General features: G+C 42.6%; 36 protein-coding genes. 20 read left to right on the plus strand and 16 right to left on the minus strand.

Annotation, left to right across the window (positions count from 1 at the left end; genetic code table 11):
* Window positions 1–25 precede the first annotated feature (25 nt).
* The 13 genes from FTU03_RS03195 to FTU03_RS03255 form a co-directional block, all read right to left on the minus strand.
* Window positions 26–346 carry a hypothetical protein gene (locus FTU03_RS03195; RefSeq protein WP_179992034.1) on the minus strand — a complete coding sequence of 107 codons (321 nt, stop codon included), beginning with the start codon at window positions 344–346 and terminating at the stop codon, window positions 26–28.
* Between the two features lie 189 nt (window positions 347–535).
* The gene (locus FTU03_RS03200; RefSeq protein WP_179992035.1) at window positions 536–976 is read right to left on the minus strand and encodes a hypothetical protein; all 441 of its coding nucleotides are present in this window, start codon (window positions 974–976) and stop codon (window positions 536–538) included.
* Between the two features lie 11 nt (window positions 977–987).
* The gene (locus tag FTU03_RS03205) at window positions 988–1500 is read right to left on the minus strand and encodes a RusA family crossover junction endodeoxyribonuclease (RefSeq protein ID WP_004645338.1); all 513 of its coding nucleotides are present in this window, start codon (window positions 1498–1500) and stop codon (window positions 988–990) included.
* The gene (locus tag FTU03_RS03210; protein ID WP_179991996.1) at window positions 1493–1993 is read right to left on the minus strand and encodes a hypothetical protein; all 501 of its coding nucleotides are present in this window, start codon (window positions 1991–1993) and stop codon (window positions 1493–1495) included. Before FTU03_RS03210 ends, FTU03_RS03205 begins: the two co-directional genes overlap by 8 nt.
* Complete coding sequence (locus FTU03_RS03215; RefSeq protein WP_179992036.1) at window positions 1986–2270, minus strand: DUF3310 domain-containing protein; 285 nt, start codon at window positions 2268–2270, stop codon at window positions 1986–1988. The genes FTU03_RS03210 and FTU03_RS03215 overlap by 8 nt, the downstream gene beginning before the upstream one ends.
* Window positions 2267–2431 (minus strand): hypothetical protein, encoded by a 165-nt coding sequence (locus tag FTU03_RS03220; protein ID WP_179992037.1) that lies wholly within the window; start codon window positions 2429–2431, stop codon window positions 2267–2269. Before FTU03_RS03220 ends, FTU03_RS03215 begins: the two co-directional genes overlap by 4 nt.
* On the minus strand, window positions 2428–2745 hold the full coding sequence (locus FTU03_RS03225) for a hypothetical protein (RefSeq protein ID WP_179992038.1): 318 nt from the start codon (window positions 2743–2745) through the stop codon (window positions 2428–2430). The genes FTU03_RS03220 and FTU03_RS03225 overlap by 4 nt, the downstream gene beginning before the upstream one ends.
* A complete protein-coding gene (locus FTU03_RS03230) occupies window positions 2742–2912 on the minus strand; it encodes a hypothetical protein (protein WP_179992039.1) in 171 nt (56 codons plus the stop codon). The genes FTU03_RS03225 and FTU03_RS03230 overlap by 4 nt, the downstream gene beginning before the upstream one ends.
* Complete coding sequence (locus FTU03_RS03235; protein ID WP_179992040.1) at window positions 2909–3508, minus strand: restriction endonuclease; 600 nt, start codon at window positions 3506–3508, stop codon at window positions 2909–2911. The genes FTU03_RS03230 and FTU03_RS03235 overlap by 4 nt, the downstream gene beginning before the upstream one ends.
* Window positions 3508–4263: a replication protein gene (locus tag FTU03_RS03240; RefSeq protein WP_179992041.1), complete on the minus strand. Its 756-nt coding sequence runs from the start codon at window positions 4261–4263 to the stop codon at window positions 3508–3510. Before FTU03_RS03240 ends, FTU03_RS03235 begins: the two co-directional genes overlap by 1 nt.
* Entirely contained in the window at window positions 4260–4979 is a 720-nt protein-coding gene (locus tag FTU03_RS03245) for a phage antirepressor KilAC domain-containing protein (protein ID WP_179992042.1), read from the minus strand. The genes FTU03_RS03240 and FTU03_RS03245 overlap by 4 nt, the downstream gene beginning before the upstream one ends.
* 51 nt (window positions 4980–5030) lie before the next feature.
* On the minus strand, window positions 5031–5495 hold the full coding sequence (locus tag FTU03_RS03250; RefSeq protein ID WP_179992043.1) for a phage regulatory CII family protein: 465 nt from the start codon (window positions 5493–5495) through the stop codon (window positions 5031–5033).
* Window positions 5496–5546: 51 nt separating this feature from the next.
* Window positions 5547–5750, minus strand: a complete 204-nt coding sequence (locus tag FTU03_RS03255) for a helix-turn-helix domain-containing protein (RefSeq protein ID WP_179992044.1) — start codon at window positions 5748–5750, stop codon at window positions 5547–5549.
* A gap of 110 nt (window positions 5751–5860) precedes the next feature.
* On the opposite strand from FTU03_RS03255, the gene FTU03_RS03260 reads away from it, so the two are divergent.
* The 16 genes from FTU03_RS03260 (at window position 5861) to trpC (ending at window position 13906) form a co-directional block, all read left to right on the plus strand.
* Entirely contained in the window at window positions 5861–6526 is a 666-nt protein-coding gene (locus tag FTU03_RS03260; protein ID WP_218949846.1) for a S24 family peptidase, read from the plus strand.
* 301 nt (window positions 6527–6827) lie between these two features.
* Window positions 6828–7124 (plus strand): hypothetical protein, encoded by a 297-nt coding sequence (locus tag FTU03_RS03265; protein ID WP_306669515.1) that lies wholly within the window; start codon window positions 6828–6830, stop codon window positions 7122–7124.
* Entirely contained in the window at window positions 7121–7456 is a 336-nt protein-coding gene (locus FTU03_RS03270) for a hypothetical protein (RefSeq protein ID WP_179991997.1), read from the plus strand. Before FTU03_RS03265 ends, FTU03_RS03270 begins: the two co-directional genes overlap by 4 nt.
* Window positions 7453–7752 (plus strand): hypothetical protein, encoded by a 300-nt coding sequence (locus FTU03_RS03275; RefSeq protein WP_179992045.1) that lies wholly within the window; start codon window positions 7453–7455, stop codon window positions 7750–7752. Before FTU03_RS03270 ends, FTU03_RS03275 begins: the two co-directional genes overlap by 4 nt.
* Window positions 7753–7762: 10 nt before the next feature.
* Window positions 7763–8638 carry an ATP-binding protein gene (locus FTU03_RS03280; protein WP_179992046.1) on the plus strand — a complete coding sequence of 292 codons (876 nt, stop codon included), beginning with the start codon at window positions 7763–7765 and terminating at the stop codon, window positions 8636–8638.
* Window positions 8635–8991, plus strand: coding sequence for a hypothetical protein (locus FTU03_RS03285; protein ID WP_179992047.1), 357 nt, complete (start codon window positions 8635–8637; stop codon window positions 8989–8991). The genes FTU03_RS03280 and FTU03_RS03285 overlap by 4 nt, the downstream gene beginning before the upstream one ends.
* 1 nt (window position 8992) lies before the next feature.
* Entirely contained in the window at window positions 8993–9229 is a 237-nt protein-coding gene (locus FTU03_RS03290; protein ID WP_179992048.1) for a hypothetical protein, read from the plus strand.
* Entirely contained in the window at window positions 9226–9513 is a 288-nt protein-coding gene (locus FTU03_RS03295) for a hypothetical protein (RefSeq protein ID WP_179992049.1), read from the plus strand. Before FTU03_RS03290 ends, FTU03_RS03295 begins: the two co-directional genes overlap by 4 nt.
* Complete coding sequence (locus FTU03_RS03300; protein ID WP_179992050.1) at window positions 9510–9896, plus strand: hypothetical protein; 387 nt, start codon at window positions 9510–9512, stop codon at window positions 9894–9896. Before FTU03_RS03295 ends, FTU03_RS03300 begins: the two co-directional genes overlap by 4 nt.
* Window positions 9889–10278: a hypothetical protein gene (locus FTU03_RS03305; protein WP_179992051.1), complete on the plus strand. Its 390-nt coding sequence runs from the start codon at window positions 9889–9891 to the stop codon at window positions 10276–10278. Before FTU03_RS03300 ends, FTU03_RS03305 begins: the two co-directional genes overlap by 8 nt.
* Window positions 10279–10292: 14 nt before the next feature.
* Window positions 10293–10712 carry a hypothetical protein gene (locus FTU03_RS03310; protein ID WP_179992052.1) on the plus strand — a complete coding sequence of 140 codons (420 nt, stop codon included), beginning with the start codon at window positions 10293–10295 and terminating at the stop codon, window positions 10710–10712.
* Window positions 10709–11053 (plus strand): hypothetical protein, encoded by a 345-nt coding sequence (locus FTU03_RS03315; RefSeq protein WP_179992053.1) that lies wholly within the window; start codon window positions 10709–10711, stop codon window positions 11051–11053. Before FTU03_RS03310 ends, FTU03_RS03315 begins: the two co-directional genes overlap by 4 nt.
* Window positions 11043–11312, plus strand: a complete 270-nt coding sequence (locus tag FTU03_RS03320; protein WP_034701783.1) for a hypothetical protein — start codon at window positions 11043–11045, stop codon at window positions 11310–11312. Before FTU03_RS03315 ends, FTU03_RS03320 begins: the two co-directional genes overlap by 11 nt.
* A 118-nt stretch (window positions 11313–11430) precedes the next feature.
* Complete coding sequence (locus FTU03_RS03325) at window positions 11431–12015, plus strand: aminodeoxychorismate/anthranilate synthase component II (RefSeq protein ID WP_004782771.1); 585 nt, start codon at window positions 11431–11433, stop codon at window positions 12013–12015.
* 17 nt (window positions 12016–12032) lie between these two features.
* Window positions 12033–13079 carry an anthranilate phosphoribosyltransferase gene (gene trpD / locus FTU03_RS03330; protein ID WP_034590018.1) on the plus strand — a complete coding sequence of 349 codons (1047 nt, stop codon included), beginning with the start codon at window positions 12033–12035 and terminating at the stop codon, window positions 13077–13079.
* 20 nt (window positions 13080–13099) lie between these two features.
* Window positions 13100–13906, plus strand: coding sequence for an indole-3-glycerol phosphate synthase TrpC (gene trpC, locus FTU03_RS03335; protein ID WP_159124402.1), 807 nt, complete (start codon window positions 13100–13102; stop codon window positions 13904–13906).
* Between the two features lie 67 nt (window positions 13907–13973).
* On the opposite strand, the gene FTU03_RS03340 is transcribed toward trpC, so the two are convergent.
* Entirely contained in the window at window positions 13974–14414 is a 441-nt protein-coding gene (locus tag FTU03_RS03340; protein ID WP_179992054.1) for a GFA family protein, read from the minus strand.
* Window positions 14415–14666: 252 nt separating this feature from the next.
* Between FTU03_RS03340 and FTU03_RS03345 the strand changes: the two genes are divergently transcribed.
* From FTU03_RS03345 to FTU03_RS03360, 4 genes are all read left to right on the plus strand, one after another.
* Window positions 14667–15350 (plus strand): Smr/MutS family protein, encoded by a 684-nt coding sequence (locus FTU03_RS03345; RefSeq protein ID WP_034590020.1) that lies wholly within the window; start codon window positions 14667–14669, stop codon window positions 15348–15350.
* A gap of 93 nt (window positions 15351–15443) precedes the next feature.
* Window positions 15444–15992: a GTP cyclohydrolase I FolE gene (folE, locus tag FTU03_RS03350; RefSeq protein WP_171064799.1), complete on the plus strand. Its 549-nt coding sequence runs from the start codon at window positions 15444–15446 to the stop codon at window positions 15990–15992.
* A 64-nt stretch (window positions 15993–16056) separates the two neighbouring features.
* Window positions 16057–16416: a cupin domain-containing protein gene (locus FTU03_RS03355; protein ID WP_159124404.1), complete on the plus strand. Its 360-nt coding sequence runs from the start codon at window positions 16057–16059 to the stop codon at window positions 16414–16416.
* 267 nt (window positions 16417–16683) lie between these two features.
* A complete protein-coding gene (locus tag FTU03_RS03360; RefSeq protein WP_179992055.1) occupies window positions 16684–17238 on the plus strand; it encodes a DUF4385 domain-containing protein in 555 nt (184 codons plus the stop codon).
* Here FTU03_RS03360 and FTU03_RS03365 read toward each other — a convergent pair.
* Both FTU03_RS03365 and FTU03_RS03370 read right to left on the minus strand, forming a co-directional pair.
* Window positions 17235–18632, minus strand: a complete 1398-nt coding sequence (locus FTU03_RS03365; RefSeq protein WP_179992056.1) for a diguanylate cyclase — start codon at window positions 18630–18632, stop codon at window positions 17235–17237. The genes FTU03_RS03360 and FTU03_RS03365 overlap by 4 nt on opposite strands.
* A gap of 204 nt (window positions 18633–18836) precedes the next feature.
* Window positions 18837–20723, minus strand: coding sequence for a DUF4105 domain-containing protein (locus tag FTU03_RS03370; RefSeq protein WP_179992057.1), 1887 nt, complete (start codon window positions 20721–20723; stop codon window positions 18837–18839).
* Window positions 20724–20787: the final 64 nt, after the last annotated feature.

Consider the following 20787-nt stretch of genomic DNA (forward strand, 5'->3'; position numbering starts at 1 on the left):
AATAGGCGTTTTAGGAATTGGAGCATCACAGCACCTCGAATTGATCTCCCTCATACACAAACTGAAAACCTAAACAGCGTTCATCGTCGGTTAATGATGGGAACATTGGTGATTTCTCTTTCGAGCAGATAATGGCAATACATTCAGCCTTGCATTTATCTTCACGATCTACAGCAAGAATCTGCTCATTATCATCTTCATCGGGTAGAGACTCAATGACACATGGAGCCAAATAACCAAACTCGTCAGCAATACCCCAGGCGTAATCCCACGCTTTATCACCCGCTTTAGCAATATGCACATCAGCAAACTGGAATTCATTGTTTTGATATTTGATTGTTTTCATGGTTGGCTCGGTTATTTTTAGAATCTGGGTGGCGGCATTAATTTAAAAAGCACTAGAAATTAATGAAACCGCCATAATGCAAAAAGCCCACCATTTGGCGAGCTTCTTTGTCAGTCAAAGTGAATTACTTACACTTCGGTGACTTATAACACAAAATAGCATATTCACATTTAAACGCAAGTTATTTAATCACTTTAGGCGAAGTCTTTTGTCATGGCCTGCTAAGTAATAACTCCCTGCAAAAACCATGTTGTTTATCGAGCTTCTCGATAGAGTAAATTCTCTCTCCATCTGGCCTAATGACATTCCTCTCACATTCTTCTCAATGAATAATTGAACCGCACGCTTACCAGATTCACAAACCGAACTCGACTTATTGAAATCAACAATCAACTTCCGCACCTGCTCAGCCTCAAAGTCACTAATCTGGCAAATGATCTGGTCTTTACGTGGTGCTACCCCTTTGTTATTTTCAAGAATCAGCCAGTGAATCTGATTGATGCCCAAAGTATCAGGCATATTTCCAGACTTCATTCGGCAGGTCTGAATATATGCCCCATACTGCTTAAGCCAATCTTCAATACTAAAACGATCCCAGTTCATAATTTCCGCCTTAACCATCGCATTCATCCCTATTTCCCTCAAACCCTTAACTTTTCAACTTGAATAATCAGCTTCCCGCCTTTTTCTGATGGCAATCGCTTCACGAGCAATTCATCCACCTGGGAATCATCCAAAATCAACCCACCTTTTGATAAAGCATCAAAGCAAGGCTTCACGATGTTATCGATGTCCCGTATTTTCGCATCAGGTGGCGCGTATTCGATCTTTACGCGAACTCTGCCCTGATACCCTGCTGGCTCAATAAAACGCTTCATAACGTCAATAAAGTGGATTGCACGCTTACTTAATCGATTGGTCTTGTTAGCTCCACGAATCCAGTAGTGATTCACCGAAGGAGGTGTAATTAAAACCTCACACCAGAGCAATTCATCATTCATCACACCAAATCCTTTCCCTTCGACCAGATGAGCCGGAACCTTTGGCATTGGATCTGGATTGGATTTCTTTTTCCCCGACTTGGCTGTCACACCAAATCGAGGACCAATACCAGCTTTTCTCGCCTGTGCTGCGGTGATACGGAGATTAGTCATTGGCACCTCGCAGGGCTTCCAGTGCTGACTCAATACCTCTCTGAAGCTTATTCATGCCAGCTCGCGATAAGTCGAATGAATCTAAATGAGCAATTGCCATAGTCACTCGGTGCAAATAATCATGTTTTTGATTGACCAGGTTATTGATGCATTCACCATTCACGCGTTGATATTTTTCCAGATCAGCAATCTTCTCAGCATCCTTCTGCACATCCTCCTTGTAGACAGCTAATTGGGTTTTCAAGCTTTCAATCTGCTTCTCATACTTCCGCAGATCAGTGTCTTGGAGTTTGATTACTTCATCCATTTCTTGAATTGCGGCTTCTTTAAGCTTCCACACTTGCAGCTTATGGATAACAATGCCTTTTGCTGTTCTTCCTTGTCCGCTTGGCATTACAAAACGATCGCCTTCAAACCAGCACTCAATACCATCTTGAGCTATGTATTCAACAAACTCAGCCTTTGATTTTTCGCTTAAAATAAAATCAGTCATGAACAGGCCCTGCATAATTTGGTTGATATTTCTCAGCATCTAAAATCGCTTTAGGAACAATCACACGGCCTTCAACCTCAATCAGCTTACGTTGATACCATTCAGCCTTCTTTAAGTCCTCTAAGCCGTTTTTATGCTTATATCGCCACTGGTATTTGAAGGTGTTCCCGCGAAGGTAGCCAATAAACTCATCACGGCTTAACATGGACTCCATGGCATCGATGCATTCAATTGCACCAGATGCATAGTGACTCGGATTATTTACGTTATCTGTCATTCCCCACTCCAAAAACTGTTTTCAAATTTTTCCGATTCTTGCTTTTCAACCATTACCTGATGTCGCTTTTCCCATTCTTCTTGTGCAGCCTGTTTAATTTCTGGCGATGCTGTATGGCTGAGTCTGATGTCGTTGAGTTCTTTTAATGATTTGCCTGTCATGCTGCTCTCCCTAGTGCATCAACCCACTTATCCAATTCAATCTGAGCAAACTGCTTAATTTCATAGTCCTTGCTATGACTTAAATGGGCCGCCTTAATGATGATTTGCTCTATCTTTTTCTGACTGCTTTTCTCATCCAGCTCAATAATTGAGATGCCATAACTAATTGCATTCCACTGGCTTTCCGAAATCCCTTTTTCCATTAGTGAAACTTTGCTAACGAACTGCCGTGAACAATTTAAAACTTTGGCTAGAGCACTGGTCCGACCCACTCCCATCTCAAGCCAAGCACGTATTTTTTTATTTCTGCTCATCCCTGTGCTCCCACTGCCTGCGCTTCCTTCTTGCGCTTTCTTAAGTCAGCCATGTAGATTCGACATGCTTCACGAGTCTCTGGCGTTCTGATTCCATAGTTGTAGGCTTGGCGCTTTGCCAGAATTTCAACCCAATCCACGGTTTTATTGTCGTTTTGATCTTTCACACCCCACCCCCAAAACCTTTACCAACACGCTTAACCATCGCAGCCAATTCAGGTGGACACGGCACACCAGATCTCGGTGCATAGTTATGACCAATCGCTTTAACTTCCGGCTTTTTCCAAAGTTCCTGAGCACGGCCTTGATCTTTTGCCTTTTGCAGATAGTCCTCGTAAATGTCCTTAAATGCTCTGTGAGCGGCTTTTTGCCCTTCCACATCCAAGATATGGCGAACTTCATCCAAAGCGCATTTAGCGAGAGCTGTGATCGGTTTTGATGGGTCTCCTTCAAAATTCATTGCTTTCGCCCAAGCCTGATCAGCAGTCCACCAGTCAGCAGCAATACACCAGCTACGGAATTCTGGAAGCGATGGACACCATTTCTCAGTTAACATGCGATCTAAGCCGCGTTTGATGTCTTTAGGTGTAAGGCCATTCAAAACAGTACAGGTGGTTTGCTGTAATTGAACTGGATCAATGGATCCAAACTTCTTGTCGAACTCAGCACCGTAAAGTTGCTGTATACGACCTAAAATCTGATCTGCTACTTCAACTGGAAAATCCACAGCGAAGGCATCTTGAAACAACTGAATACTGTTCATTAGTTCACATCCTTCATCTGTGGTTGAGCAAAGCCTTGTCCAAAGCGATGTGCTTTAGGTTGGGTAGACTGATTTTGGTTTTGAGCTTTCACCCACTCCGCCATAAATCCTTTCCATGAGTTCACAACACAGTGTTCAAGGACCTGATTTAAAGTGAGACCAGATTTTTGTTGTTCAGAGATAAGAGACTTGAATGCTGTTTCTGAATTAACAGCTTTCTTCGCTTTACGAACTTCCATGTATTCAGAGATAAGCTTTTGATCTGCTCCTTGAGAAACTAGAGCGTTAGCAAAGTTGAATTTCTCCTTATATATATTTGCTTTTGTAATAGTTGTTTTTGAGTTGTTATTGTGGGTCGGTTTTTCCGACAAGCTCTTGTCGGTTTTTCCGACTACCCCTGTCGTATTTTCCGACAAGTCTTGGTTATTGGTATTCGGTTTTTCCGACAAGCTTGCAATTTCACGCTCAGCCAAATCGCTCAACGTGTAAAGTGTTGGTTGGCGTTCACGGCTAATGCGACTTACAAGACCAAGTGAAACAAGTTTTTCAGCACCAGAAATCACTGCATCTTTGCCATAACCAGTGAACTTCATGAATTGAGATATGCTGATAGCATCTGTTTCTTTCTGCCAGCCGCGAGTTTTACGGACGATCAGGATGTAGATTGCTAAAGCTGCGCCTTTCATTTCAGCCATCACACCATCATCAATTAGTGCATTCGGTAGCTGGAAGCTATTTGGGATAAAACTACTCATGCTGCCACCTCTTCCACTAAACCAGCTTGCTTAACCATTGCAGCTAGGCGAGTCAGCCCTTTTGAGGTGATTCGAGCCTGAGTGAAAACTTGTGGGCCTTTTGATGTTTCAATAACGCGAGTTACTTTTTCAGCCATAACCTTTTGGGCAAGACGTTTGCTATAAGCGCATATAGTGTTGCAGCCATCTTTTGAGCGATAAATCCAGTTCTGAGCCATTAGGAACTGAATAAATTTCTTTTCTGGAACTCCTACAGCTTTTGCAGCATCACGAATACAGAAAGTGCTTTTAGTGTCAGCGATCTGATCCAATGCATCAGCTTTAGGTTCCAGGACGGCTACTTTTTCAGAAAGCTCGATGTTGAGTCTGGCTTGAACTTCGATTGCTTGAAGGAGGTGAGCTGGATTGGTGATGTCGAATTGTCTTTGCTTTAGTACCGCCAAAACATTTTTTCGAACTGATTTTGATTCACGCATGCCAATCAAGGTGCATTGATCAATATTTAAATTGAAACCTTGAGATGTTGTGCCATTAGGATTTCTTACTACGAAAGTTTCGTAGTACTCCCCTTCAAGCTCATCAGCAATACGATTATTAAAATCATTTAGACGAACAGGCTTTTCATTAAATTCCTTTCGCGCCTGATTAATAACTTCCAACAATTCAATGTTGGACATGGTGTTTTGATTATGATTAAATTGTGTCATCATATTCATGTTTACTTTCCTGTCAGTTAGTGAACAACCGGAAAAGCCTGAGGTCGTAACTCAGGCTTTTTCTGTTTCTGGGTTATCAATACAAGCTTGGATTTGTTTATCCAGCTCAGCCAAAGCAACATGCATCTGGTGAATCACCTTTGACATGTCTTGCACTTCACCTTTCGTGATACGGCCATCCGCCATGATTTCGCGGAACAGACTCATTACATCACCGCCCTTCATACCAATGCACAGCACTTTGTCAGTCAGTGACATGTCGCGGCATTCAGGAATTTCAGGTAGATCAATTGCAACTTTTTCATGTTCAGCAGATAGAGCATGCAAAATGCGGAAATCACCAGTTAAAGCCATAAGCTTTGAAGCCTCGGCCAGTGTTAAGTGGTGAGTTTCAGTATTTGGATTTACTTTGCTGTTAAGTACAGCTGGACTTTTAATTCCCATCCGTGGGGCTAGAGCTGAAGCGCCACCCGGGTAGTCATGAACTGTGTTGTACGCTGCATCCGTTATGTTCATTTAAGGTTCCTTTGAACGTGGTTGTTTAAATTCAAATGCTTAATAATTAGATCAAGCAGTTAGGGGTAACTTTTTTCTACTAAGGGGTGTATGTGTTTCTACATTTAAAAATCGCTGGTATCCGGTTGGGACACCGTTGCTTCTCCAGACAGAAATCGTTCCTTTGGAGCAGCCGAGCAATTCTGCTAATTCGGTATCTGATTTGCAGCCATAACGCTCGCGCAAATCATCAACTGTGAATTGATAAACGCTCATAATATTAAACCTAAATCAATTAAAGTTTAACCTATTAAACAATATAGTTTAAGACTCTGTCAATCAATATGTTTAATATTCCAAACATCAACAAATAGGATTCAATTTCCATGATCGAGACCGTGGCCGATCGCATTGACAAGCGAATGAAAGAGCTAAAAATTAAACAGGTCGATCTAATTAATAAAAAAGTGGCAAGCAAAGGGACTATTTCTTTGTGGCTATCTGGTGGGGCTGTTCCAAGTGGCGAACGATTGGTTAAATTGTCTAATGAATTGAAAGTTGATGCGGCTTGGATTTTGACTGGTCAAGGCAGCATAAATGACCAATTGGACAATAATGTTGACTTAAATCCTTTGGCTACAGTAATTTATGCTCCTGTAATATCGTGGGTTCAGGCAGGAGATTTCACCGACATGGAGTCGATAAGCAATTTAGCGGAATGTGAGAAGCTCCCATTAGTACCAGGCGCAGGCAGAAAAAGCTTTTATCTTGAGGTGAAAGGTTTGAGTAATGCGCCATATTTCGAGGAAGGCGAAAAAATCTGTATCGATCCAGATTATCAACTTGAAGACATTCAGACTGGTGAGATGGTTGTTGTGAAGTGCAATGATACAGCAACCTTTAAGGCATTGATTTCAGAGTCAAACGGATACTTTTTAAAGCCTCTTAATCCAAACTGGAATGAGCAGGTAATCCCATTAAATGAAGATTGTATGCTTGTAGGTAAATACGTAGGCTCATTTAAGCCAGCTAAGAAGTTTAACCTGTTCTAAATCTTAAAAGTTTAATAGCCCGCCTAGTGCGGGTTTTTTATTGTCCAGAATTTAAGTATCCAAACATAAAATTAAAAAGTTGTTTAATTTGTCAAACTTTTATATTGACACCTAAGTTTAATTGTTTAAACTAAATATCACAGGAAATAAAAAGCCCCAGCGTAGCCTACGACAACTACCTGGAGCGTGACCCACCCTGAATGTGAGTGAAATTATTATGAATAAAAAACCAATTCGCTTCAACCCAAACATTACAGGAGCTTTGTTCCTGGGTATTTTGGGAACTCTTTCTCTGGGTGCTATGGCATTTGATTCAAGCAAGCCTGTGAGCTTTCAAGCTGAATCTATCCAAGATCAGCCACAAATCAACATCGCTGCCCCATCGTACCAGGTGGAAAACGCAGTCTGCCATCAGTACTGCACAGCGAAAGTTAAAGCTGACGATTACAGCATCTATGTCGAGTATGCCTTGGATGATGGCTCAGTCGAATTCCTAGACATTCTGAACGTGGTCCATTTTGACAAGACGATTAATGCCTATGTTGATCGTTATGAGATTGAAAAGATTAATGCTGCGATTGCTGGGGGTGTGAAGTGAGCTTCGAATATATCAACAAATCCTATGGCGTAAACGCTTGTGTTGGCCGCCGCGTAATCGTTGATGGCGAGCCTGGAATTATTGTTGGCACCAAAAACGCCCACATCAAAGTTAATTTTGATAACACAAAAGCAAGTGACTACTCGTATTGCCATCCTGCATGGCGTGTTGAATACCTTGAAATGGGTAAAGTGCGCAAATTAACTGCGGGTCAAAAGCGCTATCAAGAATATCTTGATGCAGATACAGGCTGCACGTTCGCGGAATGGCTTGGCGTGGATAAAGCATCAAAAGAACGTCGTGAACAATATAAGAACTGGGGGCTTGTATGAACACTTACGCTCAATTCTGTGGATGTGGTGCGGCAATCAGATCTATCGAAGTGGTACGCGCTGAAAGCCAATTGCTGCAGCTTGCAGATGAACTCGAGAGCATGTCTACCGCAGAAGATGTAATCAAGGTTGAAGGCAACACGATCACCCTGACGTATGTGGGTCGCGGCATGGAAATCATTTCCCTTTGTCTTGATGACAGATATTCAGACAGCGCACGCATTCAATATGCACGTGAAAACATAGCCCACCTTGAGAAGATTAGATCGGATCTTCTTGGAAACATGGCTGCCTAAGGAGAGGAATATGAACTCTGAAAATTTCACATTCACCAGAGCAGAAAGGAAAAAGGCAAAGCTGAAGCTAAATCTTAATGGTCCTTCTGGTAGTGGGAAAACCTACAGTGCCTTAAAAATGGCAAGCGGTTTGGGCTCTAAAATCGCAGTAATTGATACTGAAAATGAATCTGCATCTTTGTATGCCAGTGAGTTTACCTTCGACACATTACCTCTTCGCCCACCCTACACACCGGAGCGTTTTGCAGGTGCTGTGTATGCAGCCTACAACATGGGTTATGAGGTTCTGATTATCGACAGTGCTTCGCATGAATGGATTGGTACTGGTGGCTGTTTGGAAATTAACGACCAGACAGCACGAACTAGATTTAAGGGCAATACCTGGTCCGCTTGGTCTGATACTACTCCACGTCATCGTCGATTCATTGATGCGATCTTGCAGACAGATATGCACATCATTACTACCACTCGCGCCAAGACTGAAACAGTTCAAGGTGATGGTAAGAAGATTCTAAAACTCGGCATGAAGGCTGAGCAACGTGATGGGTATGAATACGAGCTGACTGTGGCTTTGGATGTGGTTCATGACAATCACGTTGCGGTACCCACAAAGGACCGTACCAAGTTGTTTAATCCAGATGGTGAGCAGATCACCAAAGAAACTGGTGAACGAATCCTTGCTTGGTTGAATGATGGTAAGTCACAAGAAGAAGCTTTACTTGAGGCATATCAGGAAGCTATTGCAAGAATTGGTGACACCAACGATATAGCGGAACTTGGCATCATCTATACGCAGTTCAAAGGTACTGACTACGAGCAGCAGATCATTGCTGAATGTGCCAATAAAAAGGCAAGTTTATCTGGATCTCAGGGAGTGGTGACATGACTGTGATGCTCTCCCCTAAAGATCAATGGCTTGAAGATTTTGATTCGATGGTCGCAGGTCGTCGCACAGTTAAATTGGTGGACTCGGTTCCGGTTGATGCAAATGGATATGAGTGCCGATTGGGTCAAACTGTTTATCACCGGATCGGTGCTGATGGCTTCTTTTTCTCAAATGGTCGCCTTTGGATTAGACATTCTCTTAATCGTCATTGTTGGGATATTACGAAGATCGGCTGCGATCTTCCAGCAAGCAAAAGGAATCGCATCCCAATGATGGAAGCGCGTATTAAGACAGCTTACAAGCCTCAAGCGACTGAGTATTACCGTCCAGGCTCGAAGTATGTTGGGGATTAAGATGAAAAAACACTACCGAGTCCATCCTCTAATGAGTGAAGCCTTCATTATCTGGCTCACTCACCTTGGGTATAAATGCGTAATTTCCGCTGGCGGTGCACAGTTTTATAACACTGCCACGGGTAAGGGCTTTCCGCGAAACGTAATGATTATGGCGAATGGTCGCTTGAATAAAGCAGCGACTGAGTTGTTTGAAGAATTTAAGAAATACAATCCTTTTGGTGAGGTGGCTACATGAAAAGTGTAATCAAACCTCTAAGCGATTGGCAGGTGCTACGAAATCGCTACTCAAGCACCAGATCATACAAAAACCGAAGTGCTTTAAGTGTATGGCGCAAAGAGGATTTTCAGAACTGGCTGGTTGATCAGGGCGCAGATGTTTTTAACCATACAGAACAGCATGAAGCGCTTAGATTCAAGCTGCATGGTCAATTGGGTATTTGGTATCAAACTGGTTCAGGAAATCTTTTGATGCATGATTTGGCTGAAAAATTTAAAAAAGAAATGGGATTGGTGGCGTGATGGATATTGAAAAATTAAAAGCTGAGTTTGAGCAGTCTGAATGCTTTAAACGTCTTGAGCATGTTGCACAGTACACCTTCTTTGAATTTGGAGCGTATATCAAAAGAACTGATGTGCCAGATGATGTTGAAAAGAAGTGTGAGCACTTAATTACAGCTCTGATTTTTAGCTGGAAAGCATGGAGGGAAGCCAAAGCCCGAGCGGTGCCGGAAGGATTTGTTTTGGTTTCTGCTGAGCAAATGAGCCAATGGGGCCACATGGCTAATTGCGCTCAAGAATATGGCTGCCCTGAATGTTATGAGGCCAGAGGGTATGCGCATAGTTTGGCTTGTGAAATTAATGAATTTTTTGCAATCGAAGCACAGGAGCCAGCCAATGACTGAAATTCAGCAAACGAACATTCAGGTGGCCAACTACATCATTGATCAGCTGTATAAAGAGAAGCCTTTTAATTTGGTTTTGGATGCAGGTCAGACCGGATCTTTATACAACATTGCGAGTGAGTCACATCACTTGCACAGTGACTTTGTGCGAAAACTGGAAGCAACCTTAAGACAGCGCGTGAGCAATGGTACTGGTGTGATTCTTGAGATTAATAGCAATGCTGACCTGTATTACCACATGCTTTCATCATATATCGCAAGGCATGAACAACCTACAAACAACATCGATCACTTCATCCAAAGCGGTGAATTTGATAAGGCTTTTAAAGATGTGTTTGGGTTGCCGAGTGGTGTGGTGAAGAGTTTGGGAGAAGTGTCGTGAAAGCAAAATTAGAAATGGCGCATGATTACTTGCTTAAAATCATTCCGGAATCGCCACTTGTTGATGACGGGGATATTGAATTTGCAGTTGATACAGCATGGAAATACGCCGACGCAATGCAAGCCGAATTAGATAAACGCAATAAGGCTGAAGCGGCGCAGAAACGAAAAGAAATCCGTGAAATGCTGAACGCTCCAAATACATTTGTTGAGCGTGAAGGTCAGCATTTTGATGATGTGGAAGAATGGCAACCAGACTGGAGTCAAGCGCCTGAATGGGCAAGGTATTGGGCAGTGAGAGAGGGTGGCGATACAGCCCTATGGTGCATCAATAAGCCAACCATAACAGACGATTGTTTTTTATCTCATGGTGGCTGTAGTCCAGCCCCAACCTTCGGCTCTACAGGTTCACACATCGTGGAGCGTTCACTATGAATTTAATTGAGCAGTTGGGCGGGTATGAACGGGCTAAACATGAATTTGAAATGATCAAGGAGATGAAGCCAATCTACCCAGGCGAAATTGAAACTAATAATCGCCTGCTTCTTGAATACCGCCGCCAGCACAATATTTTTGAGGTTGGGGATTTGGTTACATACAAAGCTCATTTTAAAGGGATGTGGCGTGAGGGTTTTGGAAAGATTACTGAAATCGATGAAGATTTAGAGATTGTAAATATCGATGAAAATGTAGGTGTTGCCATTTCCGAAATTGAACATGCCAATGATGAAGAAATCAAAGCAGGTAAAAGATTGGAGGTGAAAAGTGATAGTTGAATCTGAGCATAATCTACTCCAAGCCATTTTTGATGAAATGCAGGAGCTCAAACGAGCAATGGCTCATCAGGATGAACGTCGGGTAAGTATCAAGGAATTTGCCAAGCGCATGAACATGAGTGAACCAACTTTGTATGACCGGATCAAAAAAGGAGAAATTGAACAACCTCACAAAGATGGTCCACGAAGTTACTACCTTAATAGTTATGTGAATGAAGTTGTCACAAGGCATTGTAAAAGTGCTAAAGTAGCCGCTTGATTAAGCGGCTTTTTAATGCCCTTAAAATCAATCACTTTATGCAAAGTGAGTAACATTGTGAGTAACGTAATTTTGCAATGTTAAGTAATATACGAAAATTCAAGAGGTTAGGCTCAATATGCTTCTCATGATCGACAACTATGACTCCTTTACTTATAACATCGTCCAGTATTTTGGCGAACTAAATCAAGAAGTAAAAGTAGTCCGCAATGATGCCGTGACATTGGAGGATATTGAGCGATGGCAACCCAAGTATCTGGTGATTGGTCCTGGTCCATGTTCGCCAAGTGAAGCGGGAATTTCGATTCCTGCCATTCAGCATTTTGGCGGCAAGATTCCCCTGCTCGGTGTTTGTTTGGGGCATCAAAGTATTGGTCAGGCTTTTGGTGGCGATATTATTCGTGCCAAACGCGTCATGCATGGGCGTTTGTCTGATATGTATCACAGCGACAAAGGTATTTTCAGCAATCTGCCAAATCCTTTTTCTGCGACGCGTTACCACTCGCTGGTGATTGATCAGGCCACTTTGCCAGAATGCCTGGAAGTGACCTGCTGGACCAATGAAGAAGATGGCTCTATGGAAGAAATCATGGGGATTAAACATAAGACACTACCGATTGAAGGTGTGCAGTTCCATCCGGAATCAATCCTGAGCCAGCATGGTCATCAAATCTTTAAAAACTTTCTTGAAATTTACGCATAATGGGCAAAACGCAAGTCATGAATATTCAACAAGCTTTAAGCAATATTACTAAAAACATTCACCTGACTCAGGAACAAATGGAAGACGTGATGCGCACCATTATGTCTGGCGAAGCAACCGATGCCCAGATCGGTGCTCTGCTCATGGGTCTACGCCTGAAAGGCGAAAGTATTGACGAGATTACTGCTGCAGCACGTGTCATGCGTGAACTGGCAACCAAAATTGATGTCAGTGATGTCCCTCATCTGGTGGATATCGTCGGTACAGGCGGTGATGGACAAAACCTGTTTAACGTATCTACCGCTTCAGCCTTTGTAATTGCAGCAGCTGGTGCAACGATTGCCAAACATGGTAACCGTGGTGTTTCTACCAAATCAGGCTCTTCAGATTTACTGGAACAGGCAGGCATTAATCTTGATTTGAATATGCAGCAAACCGAACGCTGTATCCGTGATATTGGTGTGGGCTTCCTGTTCGCACCGAATCATCACAAAGCCATGAAATATGCGATTGGTCCACGTAAAGAACTGGGTATTCGCAGTATTTTCAACCTGCTCGGCCCGCTTACGAATCCGGCCGGCGTAAAACGTTTGGTCATCGGGGTATTTTCCAATGAACTTTGCCGCCCAATTGCAGAAGTCATGAAACAGCTCGGTGCTGAACATGTCATGGTCGTACATTCACGTGATGGCTTAGATGAAATCAGTCTGGCTTCTTCGACGCATGTGGCTGAGCTGAAAAACGGTGAAATCACTGAATGGGAAATCATTCCTGAACAGGTCGACATTGAATCGCAAACCTTAACTGGCTTAATTATTGAAAGTTCAGCAGAAAGTCTGGCTCTGATTAAAGATGCCTTAGGCAAGAAGAAATCTGAGATCGGTCATAAGGCTGCCAATATGATTGCCCTAAATGCCGGTGCTGGTATTTATGTATCAGGCCTGACTTCAAGCTATAAGCAAGGTGTGGCATTGGCACACGATATTATTTATGGTGGCCAGGCACTGGAAAAAATGAGCGTGCTGTCTGAATTCACCAAAACCATCAAACAATATGAAGCTTAATACGGTCAGGAATTTGAATCATGGTTGATATTGCAAATACAATTTTGGGTAAAATTGTTGATCGTAAGAAAGAAGAGTTCGCTCTTCGTTTGAAGCAGAAAAGCTATAAGGATATAGAAGAGTTAGCTCAAGGCGCGACACCTGTACGTGGTTTTGCTCAATCTTTAATGTCTAAACGTCCGGGTGTAATCGCTGAAATTAAAAAGGCTTCTCCGTCCAAAGGCGTGATTCGTGAAAACTTCAATCCTGCAGAAATTGCGGCGCAATATCAGGATGCCGGCGCTGCCTGTTTATCTGTACTGACTGATGTGGATTTTTTTCAGGGTGCTGATGAAAATATTCAGATCGCCCGTTCGCACTGTGACTTGCCTGCGTTGCGTAAAGACTTCCTGATCGATCCTTATGGCGTGATTGAAGCGCGTGCACTACATGCAGACTGTATCTTGCTGATCGTGGCCTGTCTGTCTGATCAGCAGTTAGAGGAAATGTCTAAAACCGCATTTGAGCATAATCTGGATGTACTGGTTGAAGTGCATGATGAAGAAGAATTAGGACGTGCTTTAAAACTTTCTGATCGTTGTCTGCTGGGTGTGAACAACCGTAATTTAAAAACTTTTGATGTCGACCTGAATACATCACTACGTCTGAAAAAATTACTGGATCCTTCACGCCTGCTGGTCACTGAAAGCGGTATTGCGACCCCTGCTGATGTTTCGATGATGCAGGAACATGATATTCATGCCTTCCTGGTCGGTGAAAGTTTCATGAAACAGCCACGTCCAGATCATGCTTTCCGTGATTTATTCGGTGAGCCTGAATCGGTTTAAAATATTAAGTATAAAAAAAGCCCCATCTCAGCATGGGGCTTTTTTTATTTCTATTAACCAAATTCATTTAATACTGAGTTGAATGATCAAAATAAGAGATTAATTTTTCAAATTCTGGCAGTTCAGAATAGGACTTATCCGCCTTGATTTCATCTGCCCAATCCACCTTCGAGTTCAGACAAAAACTCAGTCTGTGCTGAATTTTGGGTGCTTGATCCAGAAGCCCTAAAGGAATCCAGATCAATGCAATTGTACCTACCTGATTCGGTACAGGCGAGCCACAGTGTTGACAAAAATGAGAACGAAATCCGGTCTCTTTTTGATAGCAGGAAATTGAAGTCTGTTCTGAGGTCCATTCAAAATATTGCTGATGAACTAAAGTTGCTGCATTCGCGGCCGTACCACTCTGTTTACGACATAAACTGCAGTGACAATGATACATGGCCTGAATATTCGTATTTACTTTGAACTGGACATCGCCACACAAACAACTGCCTGAATAACTCATTTTTTTATTTTCCAGGTTTGATTGATTTATATTTAAAGAGAGATGTTCCATCGAGGCAACTGTTAAGATGATAAAAGGAGAATATTCATGAATTATTTTCTATTTAAAGTTCATCAAGCTATACAATCTTAGAAAACTATTGAGAAATTAATGCTGGGTTTGGGATATGTTGTATTTAGTGCAATTCATTTCTCCTTTCAGTCATTTAAGACTATAATTTACCAAATTCAGTATCTCCCCCGTTTCCAGATTATGAGCAAACACGATTCTTCGCTTTCTAAAGATCAGTACAATTTACTCAAAGATCTTAAAAAGCAAATTAGTCATCCTCAGCCTAAGGCTGAACCTGTTGCCCCTGTCGTGAAAACAGCGGAGCAGGAACAGGAGGAAGACCTCGATCTATTTCGCAAGCAGATGCAAGGCGTACAAAAAATTGATGCCGGCAATATTGCGAAAATAGAAAAATCTCCCAAGAAAAAAGTCGATGCGCAAACTTTGGCCAAGCGTGCTGCTGCCGAAGGCCCCATGCATACCGATGAAACCGTCCTGTCTGATACTCAAGCCATGCTCAATCCGGTTGGCAGTCAGGCGAGCTTAAGCTACCGCATTGCGACCTTGCAGCATAAGGTTTTTGAAGATTTAAAAGCAGGCAATCTGCGCTGGTTCGAAGCTGTCGACCTGCATGGTTGTACGGTCGAAGAGGCACGTCAGGCTGTGCTTCAGATTATCCAGATCGCCAAAGATGAAAACCAGAACGTGATCAAGATCGTACATGGCAAAGGGCCGGAAGCGATTTTAAAAACTTATGTCAACGGCTGGTTACGTCAGCACCGTGATGTTCTGGCCTTTGTCAGTGCGCCTGAAAAACAGGGTGGCACTGGCGCAGTTTTAGTTTTGCTAAAACGTGCAGAAAAAAATCCAAAGTTTAAACAGTAAGCGGATTTACCCCCAAAATAAGGCATTGTAAAAGATTTCTGCTACAATGCCGTCCTTGTTCATTCTCAGTTTAAGTGAATACGTCATATGACTATGCAGCAATCTTACGCAAACATTCTTACTGCCGTTGGTGAAGATCTCAATCGCCCTGGTCTCAAAGATACGCCCGTGCGTGCTGCGAAAGCGTTTTCGTATTTAACCTCAGGTTATAGCCAGACTCTGGAAGAAGTGACCAATAGTGCGGTTTTTCCATCAGATAACCGTGAAATGGTTTTAGTGAAAAATATCGAATTTTATTCACTCTGCGAACACCATTTATTGCCATTTTATGGCCGTGTACATATTGCCTATTTACCTGAAGGCAAGGTATTGGGGCTGTCTAAATTTGCCCGAATTACTGAAATGTTTGCCCGTCGTTTGCAGATTCAGGAAAATCTGACCCAGCAAATCGCAGAAGCGGTTGCTGAAGTCACCAATGCACGTGGTGTGGCTGTGATGATTGATTCAGCACATATGTGTATGATGATGCGTGGTGTTGGCAAACAGGAATCGACGACGCGTACGGTGTCATTTATCGGTGACTTTAAAACCGATAAAGAAGTCCGCCGTGAGTTTTTAGGCGCTGTACCAGAAAGTTATTAATATAGATTCATACATGAAAGCCTCAATTGATATTGGGGCTTTTTTACACGGTGAGGTTACGAAAATGTCATCTATTTGGATTGCGGGTCAAGGTTTAGGCCAGGCTGAAGAAAGTATCGATTATCCACGGCCAGACCGGCTGGTTAAAGGCAATCCTAAACGCCTGACTCAGAGTGCCTATCAACATCCCAATATGGATTGCGGAATCTGGCAATGTGAAGTGGGTGCGTGGAATATCGTATTTGCCGAGAATAAACAGGAATTCTTTCAGGTAATCGAAGGGATCGTCCGTTTACATGATGCTCAAAGACAATCCTTTGTTGAAATCAAAGCAGGTGAAGCCGGCATTATTCCACCCGGTTTTATTGGCACTTTTGAAGTGGTTGAAGCCGTTAAAAAATATTATGTCGTGGTAGAAAGTTAAAAGATAAGTACGAATTCAATATCTTCATCAGTTAAGGAATTTTGCAATCAATTCCTTAACTTTTCTACGTATTCATTCAATTTCTTAAAATTTTATCCCTACATTCTTTTCAAAAAGTTGTCTCATTAACTTAACTTCCCTAGTTTTAAAAATAAACAAATTGATGCTGCATAATTAATTTCCTGACTACATTTCCTGCCATGTTTAAATACAGATCTTTTGTTTAGAAGGCTGCATGATCCAAGTGTATAAATTCTGGAAACAGCCATGAGTAGAAAACAGCCTGATCCGCCTAAACGCCCTTCACGTGTTCATTCAAATAGTTTTGACTATAGTCTAGATTTTAAAAAAATTGATTTCCGTAAACGTCCAGACTTATACCGGATTGGACGCGGTGAGCAAGGCGTGCTTTTAGTAGAACCTTATAAGTCGGAAATTCTGCCCCACTGGCGTTTTGCAGATGCGGAAAAAGCCCAAGCCAGTAGTGAAAAAATTTATGCCCTGTTTCTAGAATATTTAAAACAGGAAGATTTCGTCGGGGCCGATATGGCACGCAAGTTTTTACAAATGGGTTATACCCGCGCCCGACGTTATGCCAATCATAAAGGCGGCAAAAAATACGATGGTCCGGTTCCAGATGATAAAAAGGGTTTAAGTGGTGCGCATGGGCGTGAGGAATTGCCGCGCAGTTCTGAAGATCCGGTTAAAGCTGCTGCAGCGAAAATATTTAAACAAAAATGGGATAAAGCCAAAGTCCATCCCGAATATGTACGGCAAAAACAGCAATTTCAGGCTGCGATTCAGCAGCAAATTTTAAATTAGACAGACGCTTTTTGTGCGCCCTGAATTTGAGAAGGTTGCGCCAGATAGACCCGGTTACGCCCTGTATTTTTAGCCATATACAGTGCAGCATCTGCGGCATCCAGGAATCTTTGGTAATCCGGATGACCATCAAATAACGCGCAGCCGATACTAACTGTGAGTCTAAATTGCTGTCCTTGAGCCGTACTGATCAGGCCATGCTCTACATATGTACGGATATTTTCAGCAATATTTAGCGCGCGTCTTTCATCGGAATCCACCAGCAGCAGCAGGAATTCCTCACCACCGACACGGAACGCATAGTCACTGCCCTGAATGTATTTCTGTAGGGCATCAGCAATAAATTTTAAGGCCAGATCGCCGGCTGCATGACCATATTTATCATTAATGGCTTTGAAGAAGTCGGCATCAATCGCTAGCAAGGATAATGGTGTCTGGTTATCACGAGAGAAATTGATTTCACGTGAAATAATGGTATTTAAATAACGGCGATTCAATAACTGGGTTAGAGAGTCATTTCCAGATTCGATGTAATCTGCAACCTGGAATAATTGATCGACCAAGTGCTGTATTTCACGGTTTAAGTCACGAATACTTTGAATCAGATTCAGCATCTGATCTTTTTCAGTACATTCCAGCACTGCCTGATTCAGCGTATCGATCTGATAAATTCGCTCGATAATTAAATCGACCTGATCAGAACCGGTAAAGGCATAAGACGCCTTATGAATAAACCATAAGCCAAATTCTGACTTGGACAGCATTTGATGTCTAATGCCTGTAGTTCCAGAAAAGACCTTGAACATCAGCTCATTTTCCCAATCCAGCAATGAACTGCGCTGTTTATCTTTTTGTACCGCGACATCTTGCATTGCAGAAAATACCCGGTAACTGTGCTTCATTTCCTGATTCTGGACGGATTTCGCCTCATAGGAACGACACATAATTTCTGTGGCAAATCCCATGATTTGTACAATATAACTACAGGTAGTAAGCATGTTCGGCTGCGGATTTAAACTCAGCAATTCAAACATTTTGCGCTGAATTTCTCGTACACCGCGCATAATCAGCCAGGATGGAATCCCGACGCGTGCATGCACATGTCCAACGATATTCTGTTTTTGCACAGCCTCTGCATAACGCTTATTCAGCGCTACACTAAAACTTTCTGAAAGCCATTGATGTAAAGTATCGCGTAAACGCTGCTGAATCAGCTCATCAGTAAAATACTGAGATGCTTCTTCTTCCAGAAGCATATTTTTATAGAATTCTTCTACCAGTACCAAAGAGTGGTCTTGAATAAACTGAAATGCGTGTAGCAAATCATCTGATGAATAATTTTGACAGATTTGCTTCCACTGCTCCGCCAGCATAGCCATACACTCATTATTCATATAACTTTTCCCGATACTTTGCGATTCGCAGTGATATTATGTGACAAATACAACAATATTCAGGCATTTTAACCCAATTATTGAATACAATCTTTGATAATATCGGTAGAAGTCTCCGAACATAAATTTATTTTAAACATTCAAATACAAGTCATTTGATCTATAAAATTAATTTACTCAATATTCGATGTTATGTTAGCCAAATTAAAAATAATGGACTAAGCCCAGACTCCATTTTTCCCAGTCTTTCGATTCCTGTTGCTGATATTCCCAGCCCGCCCGAATGGCATTTTGTGTATTCCATGCATATTGTAACTGGCTTTTCAATTTCAGTTGCCACTGATGGGAGTCTTCCCAATACGGCAGTTCCACCTGTACCAGACTATTGATCTGATCTGTCCAGATATTCTGGCAACCCACCGTTGGCCCCATACCGACACGCCATCCTTTGTCTAGTGCTTTTCCAGCCTGCACATGATTTTGTAGCTGCACATAGCAGAGATGTTCACGTGCTTCATTTGCCCAGCTATAGCCACCCTGAACCTGGAAATTGGCTACACCATGCTGTTGCTCGGTACTAAAATGGCCATACTGATCCAGTGCTTCCTGTTTCCAGCCTAAATTAAAGCCCCAAGATAACGGCGCTTTAAATGCATTGATCGGATTATAGGAATTCACTGTAAGTAGATCCAGGTGCTCCAGCTTCACGCGGTCATCACGGTATTGCAATGCACCATCCAGGAATAATAATTGGGTTCCAGTACGCAGCCCACCTTGCGGATCCATGAGGTCGTGATAAGCCTGACGATGACCCAACTGCACAAAAGTCTCACCCTGTACTTGCCCAGTTTCAAGAACGATATTTCGGGCATGATGGCTTTGAACCGGATCTATTTTTGGACGCTCTGGCTGCTGACGCTGTTTGTCTATCGCCAACTGACTTCTTAGGCCCAATAATTTGCGAAAGCGCGGCTGGGCAAAAGATTCATCTACTTCCTGGCGAAGGAAATCCAGATATAAATGGTCATAGGCCATTTCCAGAATCTTGGCTTGGTCTTCAGCCGGATAATGTTGCAGCATGGCTTCCATTTCAGAGGTTTCTGCATAAGCCACCTGATGCGCAGTTTTTGCCAAGGATTTGCCATGTTGCCGGGCTTGAGCCAGCAATTGAGTTTCCAGCGCCGGACGATAAATTTTCTTCCTGATCAGTCCCTGCTGTTCCACAACTTTTAAAGTTTCGACCGGAATCGCGGCGGTATCGAATTGCTGCTGCAAGTTCAGTTCAGGACGCACCAGATCAAAAAGCCCTAATAGACGATAGGCACAGTTATCATTAATGAAATAATAAGGGAAACTTACCTGCTGCATTTCCCAGAGATGCTTCACCAGAAAACCGGTTTCTTCAGGTGTTAAATTAAGTTCATATTCCCATAAATCGCGGCTTTCAAAGTCACCATATTCCTTGACTTTGCGGTAATACGGCATCAAGGAATATTCCCCCGGATATTGTCCGGTCAGCCCTTTCCAGGCAAAGGACCAATTATCATTACTGTCAACTGTGGCAGCATAATTGACCGCATAAGAAACCAGATTCAGTTGCTGCTGGTCTTTGGGATCCAGACGCAGCAAAGTATGACCAAACATGGAGCTGGGATTGCCCATATAATCGGTGGCATAAATCAGGGTCGCCTGATAAGGCTTGACTTCATTCATCCAGCGCTCAAAATCCGGGCAACTCGCTTCAGGCAATTGCTGTTCAGAAATATTCAGCTGTTGCATTAACCACTGACTACGTGCCGGGAATTTACATCGTACAGACTGATTGGGTTCTGCGGGCTCAAACAATGCTTGTATATTTTGCTCCAATTCAAGTTGCAGATCTGTCTTGCCCTGCTTTGCCAGAAAATAACCAGGATAGCTGACTTCACTTTTTCCTTCAGCATTGGCATACATCAAACGCTTCCAGGTCGCGGTCTGGTGCAATTTTTTTTGTGTGGCTTGTTCTAGATAAGCTTGAATATCTGGAGAAATTTCGGATGCAAAACTTAGGGGACTCCACAGCAAGGCTGGGAGCAAAAAAGCATATTTCATTCAGTCAACGGTTCTTTTCAGTTTTTATTTATAAGAAAACCCTGCCAGGACAGCAGGGTTTTTA

The sequence above is a fragment of the Acinetobacter sp. YH12046 genome, from assembly GCF_013419905.1.
Taxonomy (GTDB): domain Bacteria; phylum Pseudomonadota; class Gammaproteobacteria; order Pseudomonadales; family Moraxellaceae; genus Acinetobacter.

Excerpts from the sequence above, each read along its gene's own strand:
- FTU03_RS03225 (WP_179992038.1), bottom strand. The coding sequence starts at position 2,745 with ATGAGCAGAAATAAAAAAATACGTGCTTGGCTTGAGATGGGAGTGGGT.
- FTU03_RS03290 (WP_179992048.1), top strand. The coding sequence starts at position 8,993 with ATGAAAAAACACTACCGAGTCCATCCTCTAATGAGTGAAGCCTTCATT.
- FTU03_RS03315 (WP_179992053.1), top strand. The coding sequence starts at position 10,709 with ATGAATTTAATTGAGCAGTTGGGCGGGTATGAACGGGCTAAACATGAA.
- FTU03_RS03340 (WP_179992054.1), bottom strand. The coding sequence starts at position 14,414 with ATGAGTTATTCAGGCAGTTGTTTGTGTGGCGATGTCCAGTTCAAAGTA.
- FTU03_RS03200 (WP_179992035.1), bottom strand. The coding sequence starts at position 976 with ATGAATGCGATGGTTAAGGCGGAAATTATGAACTGGGATCGTTTTAGT.
- FTU03_RS03280 (WP_179992046.1), top strand. The coding sequence starts at position 7,763 with ATGAACTCTGAAAATTTCACATTCACCAGAGCAGAAAGGAAAAAGGCA.
- FTU03_RS03210 (WP_179991996.1), bottom strand. The coding sequence starts at position 1,993 with ATGACTGATTTTATTTTAAGCGAAAAATCAAAGGCTGAGTTTGTTGAA.
- FTU03_RS03355 (WP_159124404.1), top strand. The coding sequence starts at position 16,057 with ATGTCATCTATTTGGATTGCGGGTCAAGGTTTAGGCCAGGCTGAAGAA.
- trpD (WP_034590018.1), top strand. The coding sequence starts at position 12,033 with ATGAATATTCAACAAGCTTTAAGCAATATTACTAAAAACATTCACCTG.
- FTU03_RS03345 (WP_034590020.1), top strand. The coding sequence starts at position 14,667 with ATGAGCAAACACGATTCTTCGCTTTCTAAAGATCAGTACAATTTACTC.
- FTU03_RS03260 (WP_218949846.1), top strand. The coding sequence starts at position 5,861 with ATGATCGAGACCGTGGCCGATCGCATTGACAAGCGAATGAAAGAGCTA.
- FTU03_RS03325 (WP_004782771.1), top strand. The coding sequence starts at position 11,431 with ATGCTTCTCATGATCGACAACTATGACTCCTTTACTTATAACATCGTC.
- FTU03_RS03310 (WP_179992052.1), top strand. The coding sequence starts at position 10,293 with ATGGCGCATGATTACTTGCTTAAAATCATTCCGGAATCGCCACTTGTT.
- FTU03_RS03255 (WP_179992044.1), bottom strand. The coding sequence starts at position 5,750 with ATGAGCGTTTATCAATTCACAGTTGATGATTTGCGCGAGCGTTATGGC.
- FTU03_RS03240 (WP_179992041.1), bottom strand. The coding sequence starts at position 4,263 with ATGAGTAGTTTTATCCCAAATAGCTTCCAGCTACCGAATGCACTAATT.
- FTU03_RS03250 (WP_179992043.1), bottom strand. The coding sequence starts at position 5,495 with ATGAACATAACGGATGCAGCGTACAACACAGTTCATGACTACCCGGGT.
- FTU03_RS03305 (WP_179992051.1), top strand. The coding sequence starts at position 9,889 with ATGACTGAAATTCAGCAAACGAACATTCAGGTGGCCAACTACATCATT.
- FTU03_RS03235 (WP_179992040.1), bottom strand. The coding sequence starts at position 3,508 with ATGAACAGTATTCAGTTGTTTCAAGATGCCTTCGCTGTGGATTTTCCA.
- FTU03_RS03275 (WP_179992045.1), top strand. The coding sequence starts at position 7,453 with ATGAACACTTACGCTCAATTCTGTGGATGTGGTGCGGCAATCAGATCT.
- FTU03_RS03205 (WP_004645338.1), bottom strand. The coding sequence starts at position 1,500 with ATGACTAATCTCCGTATCACCGCAGCACAGGCGAGAAAAGCTGGTATT.
- FTU03_RS03285 (WP_179992047.1), top strand. The coding sequence starts at position 8,635 with ATGACTGTGATGCTCTCCCCTAAAGATCAATGGCTTGAAGATTTTGAT.
- trpC (WP_159124402.1), top strand. The coding sequence starts at position 13,100 with ATGGTTGATATTGCAAATACAATTTTGGGTAAAATTGTTGATCGTAAG.
- FTU03_RS03195 (WP_179992034.1), bottom strand. The coding sequence starts at position 346 with ATGAAAACAATCAAATATCAAAACAATGAATTCCAGTTTGCTGATGTG.
- FTU03_RS03265 (WP_306669515.1), top strand. The coding sequence starts at position 6,828 with ATGGCATTTGATTCAAGCAAGCCTGTGAGCTTTCAAGCTGAATCTATC.
- FTU03_RS03370 (WP_179992057.1), bottom strand. The coding sequence starts at position 20,723 with ATGAAATATGCTTTTTTGCTCCCAGCCTTGCTGTGGAGTCCCCTAAGT.
- folE (WP_171064799.1), top strand. The coding sequence starts at position 15,444 with ATGCAGCAATCTTACGCAAACATTCTTACTGCCGTTGGTGAAGATCTC.
- FTU03_RS03245 (WP_179992042.1), bottom strand. The coding sequence starts at position 4,979 with ATGAATATGATGACACAATTTAATCATAATCAAAACACCATGTCCAAC.
- FTU03_RS03360 (WP_179992055.1), top strand. The coding sequence starts at position 16,684 with ATGAGTAGAAAACAGCCTGATCCGCCTAAACGCCCTTCACGTGTTCAT.
- FTU03_RS03365 (WP_179992056.1), bottom strand. The coding sequence starts at position 18,632 with ATGAATAATGAGTGTATGGCTATGCTGGCGGAGCAGTGGAAGCAAATC.
- FTU03_RS03295 (WP_179992049.1), top strand. The coding sequence starts at position 9,226 with ATGAAAAGTGTAATCAAACCTCTAAGCGATTGGCAGGTGCTACGAAAT.
- FTU03_RS03215 (WP_179992036.1), bottom strand. The coding sequence starts at position 2,270 with ATGACAGATAACGTAAATAATCCGAGTCACTATGCATCTGGTGCAATT.
- FTU03_RS03220 (WP_179992037.1), bottom strand. The coding sequence starts at position 2,431 with ATGACAGGCAAATCATTAAAAGAACTCAACGACATCAGACTCAGCCAT.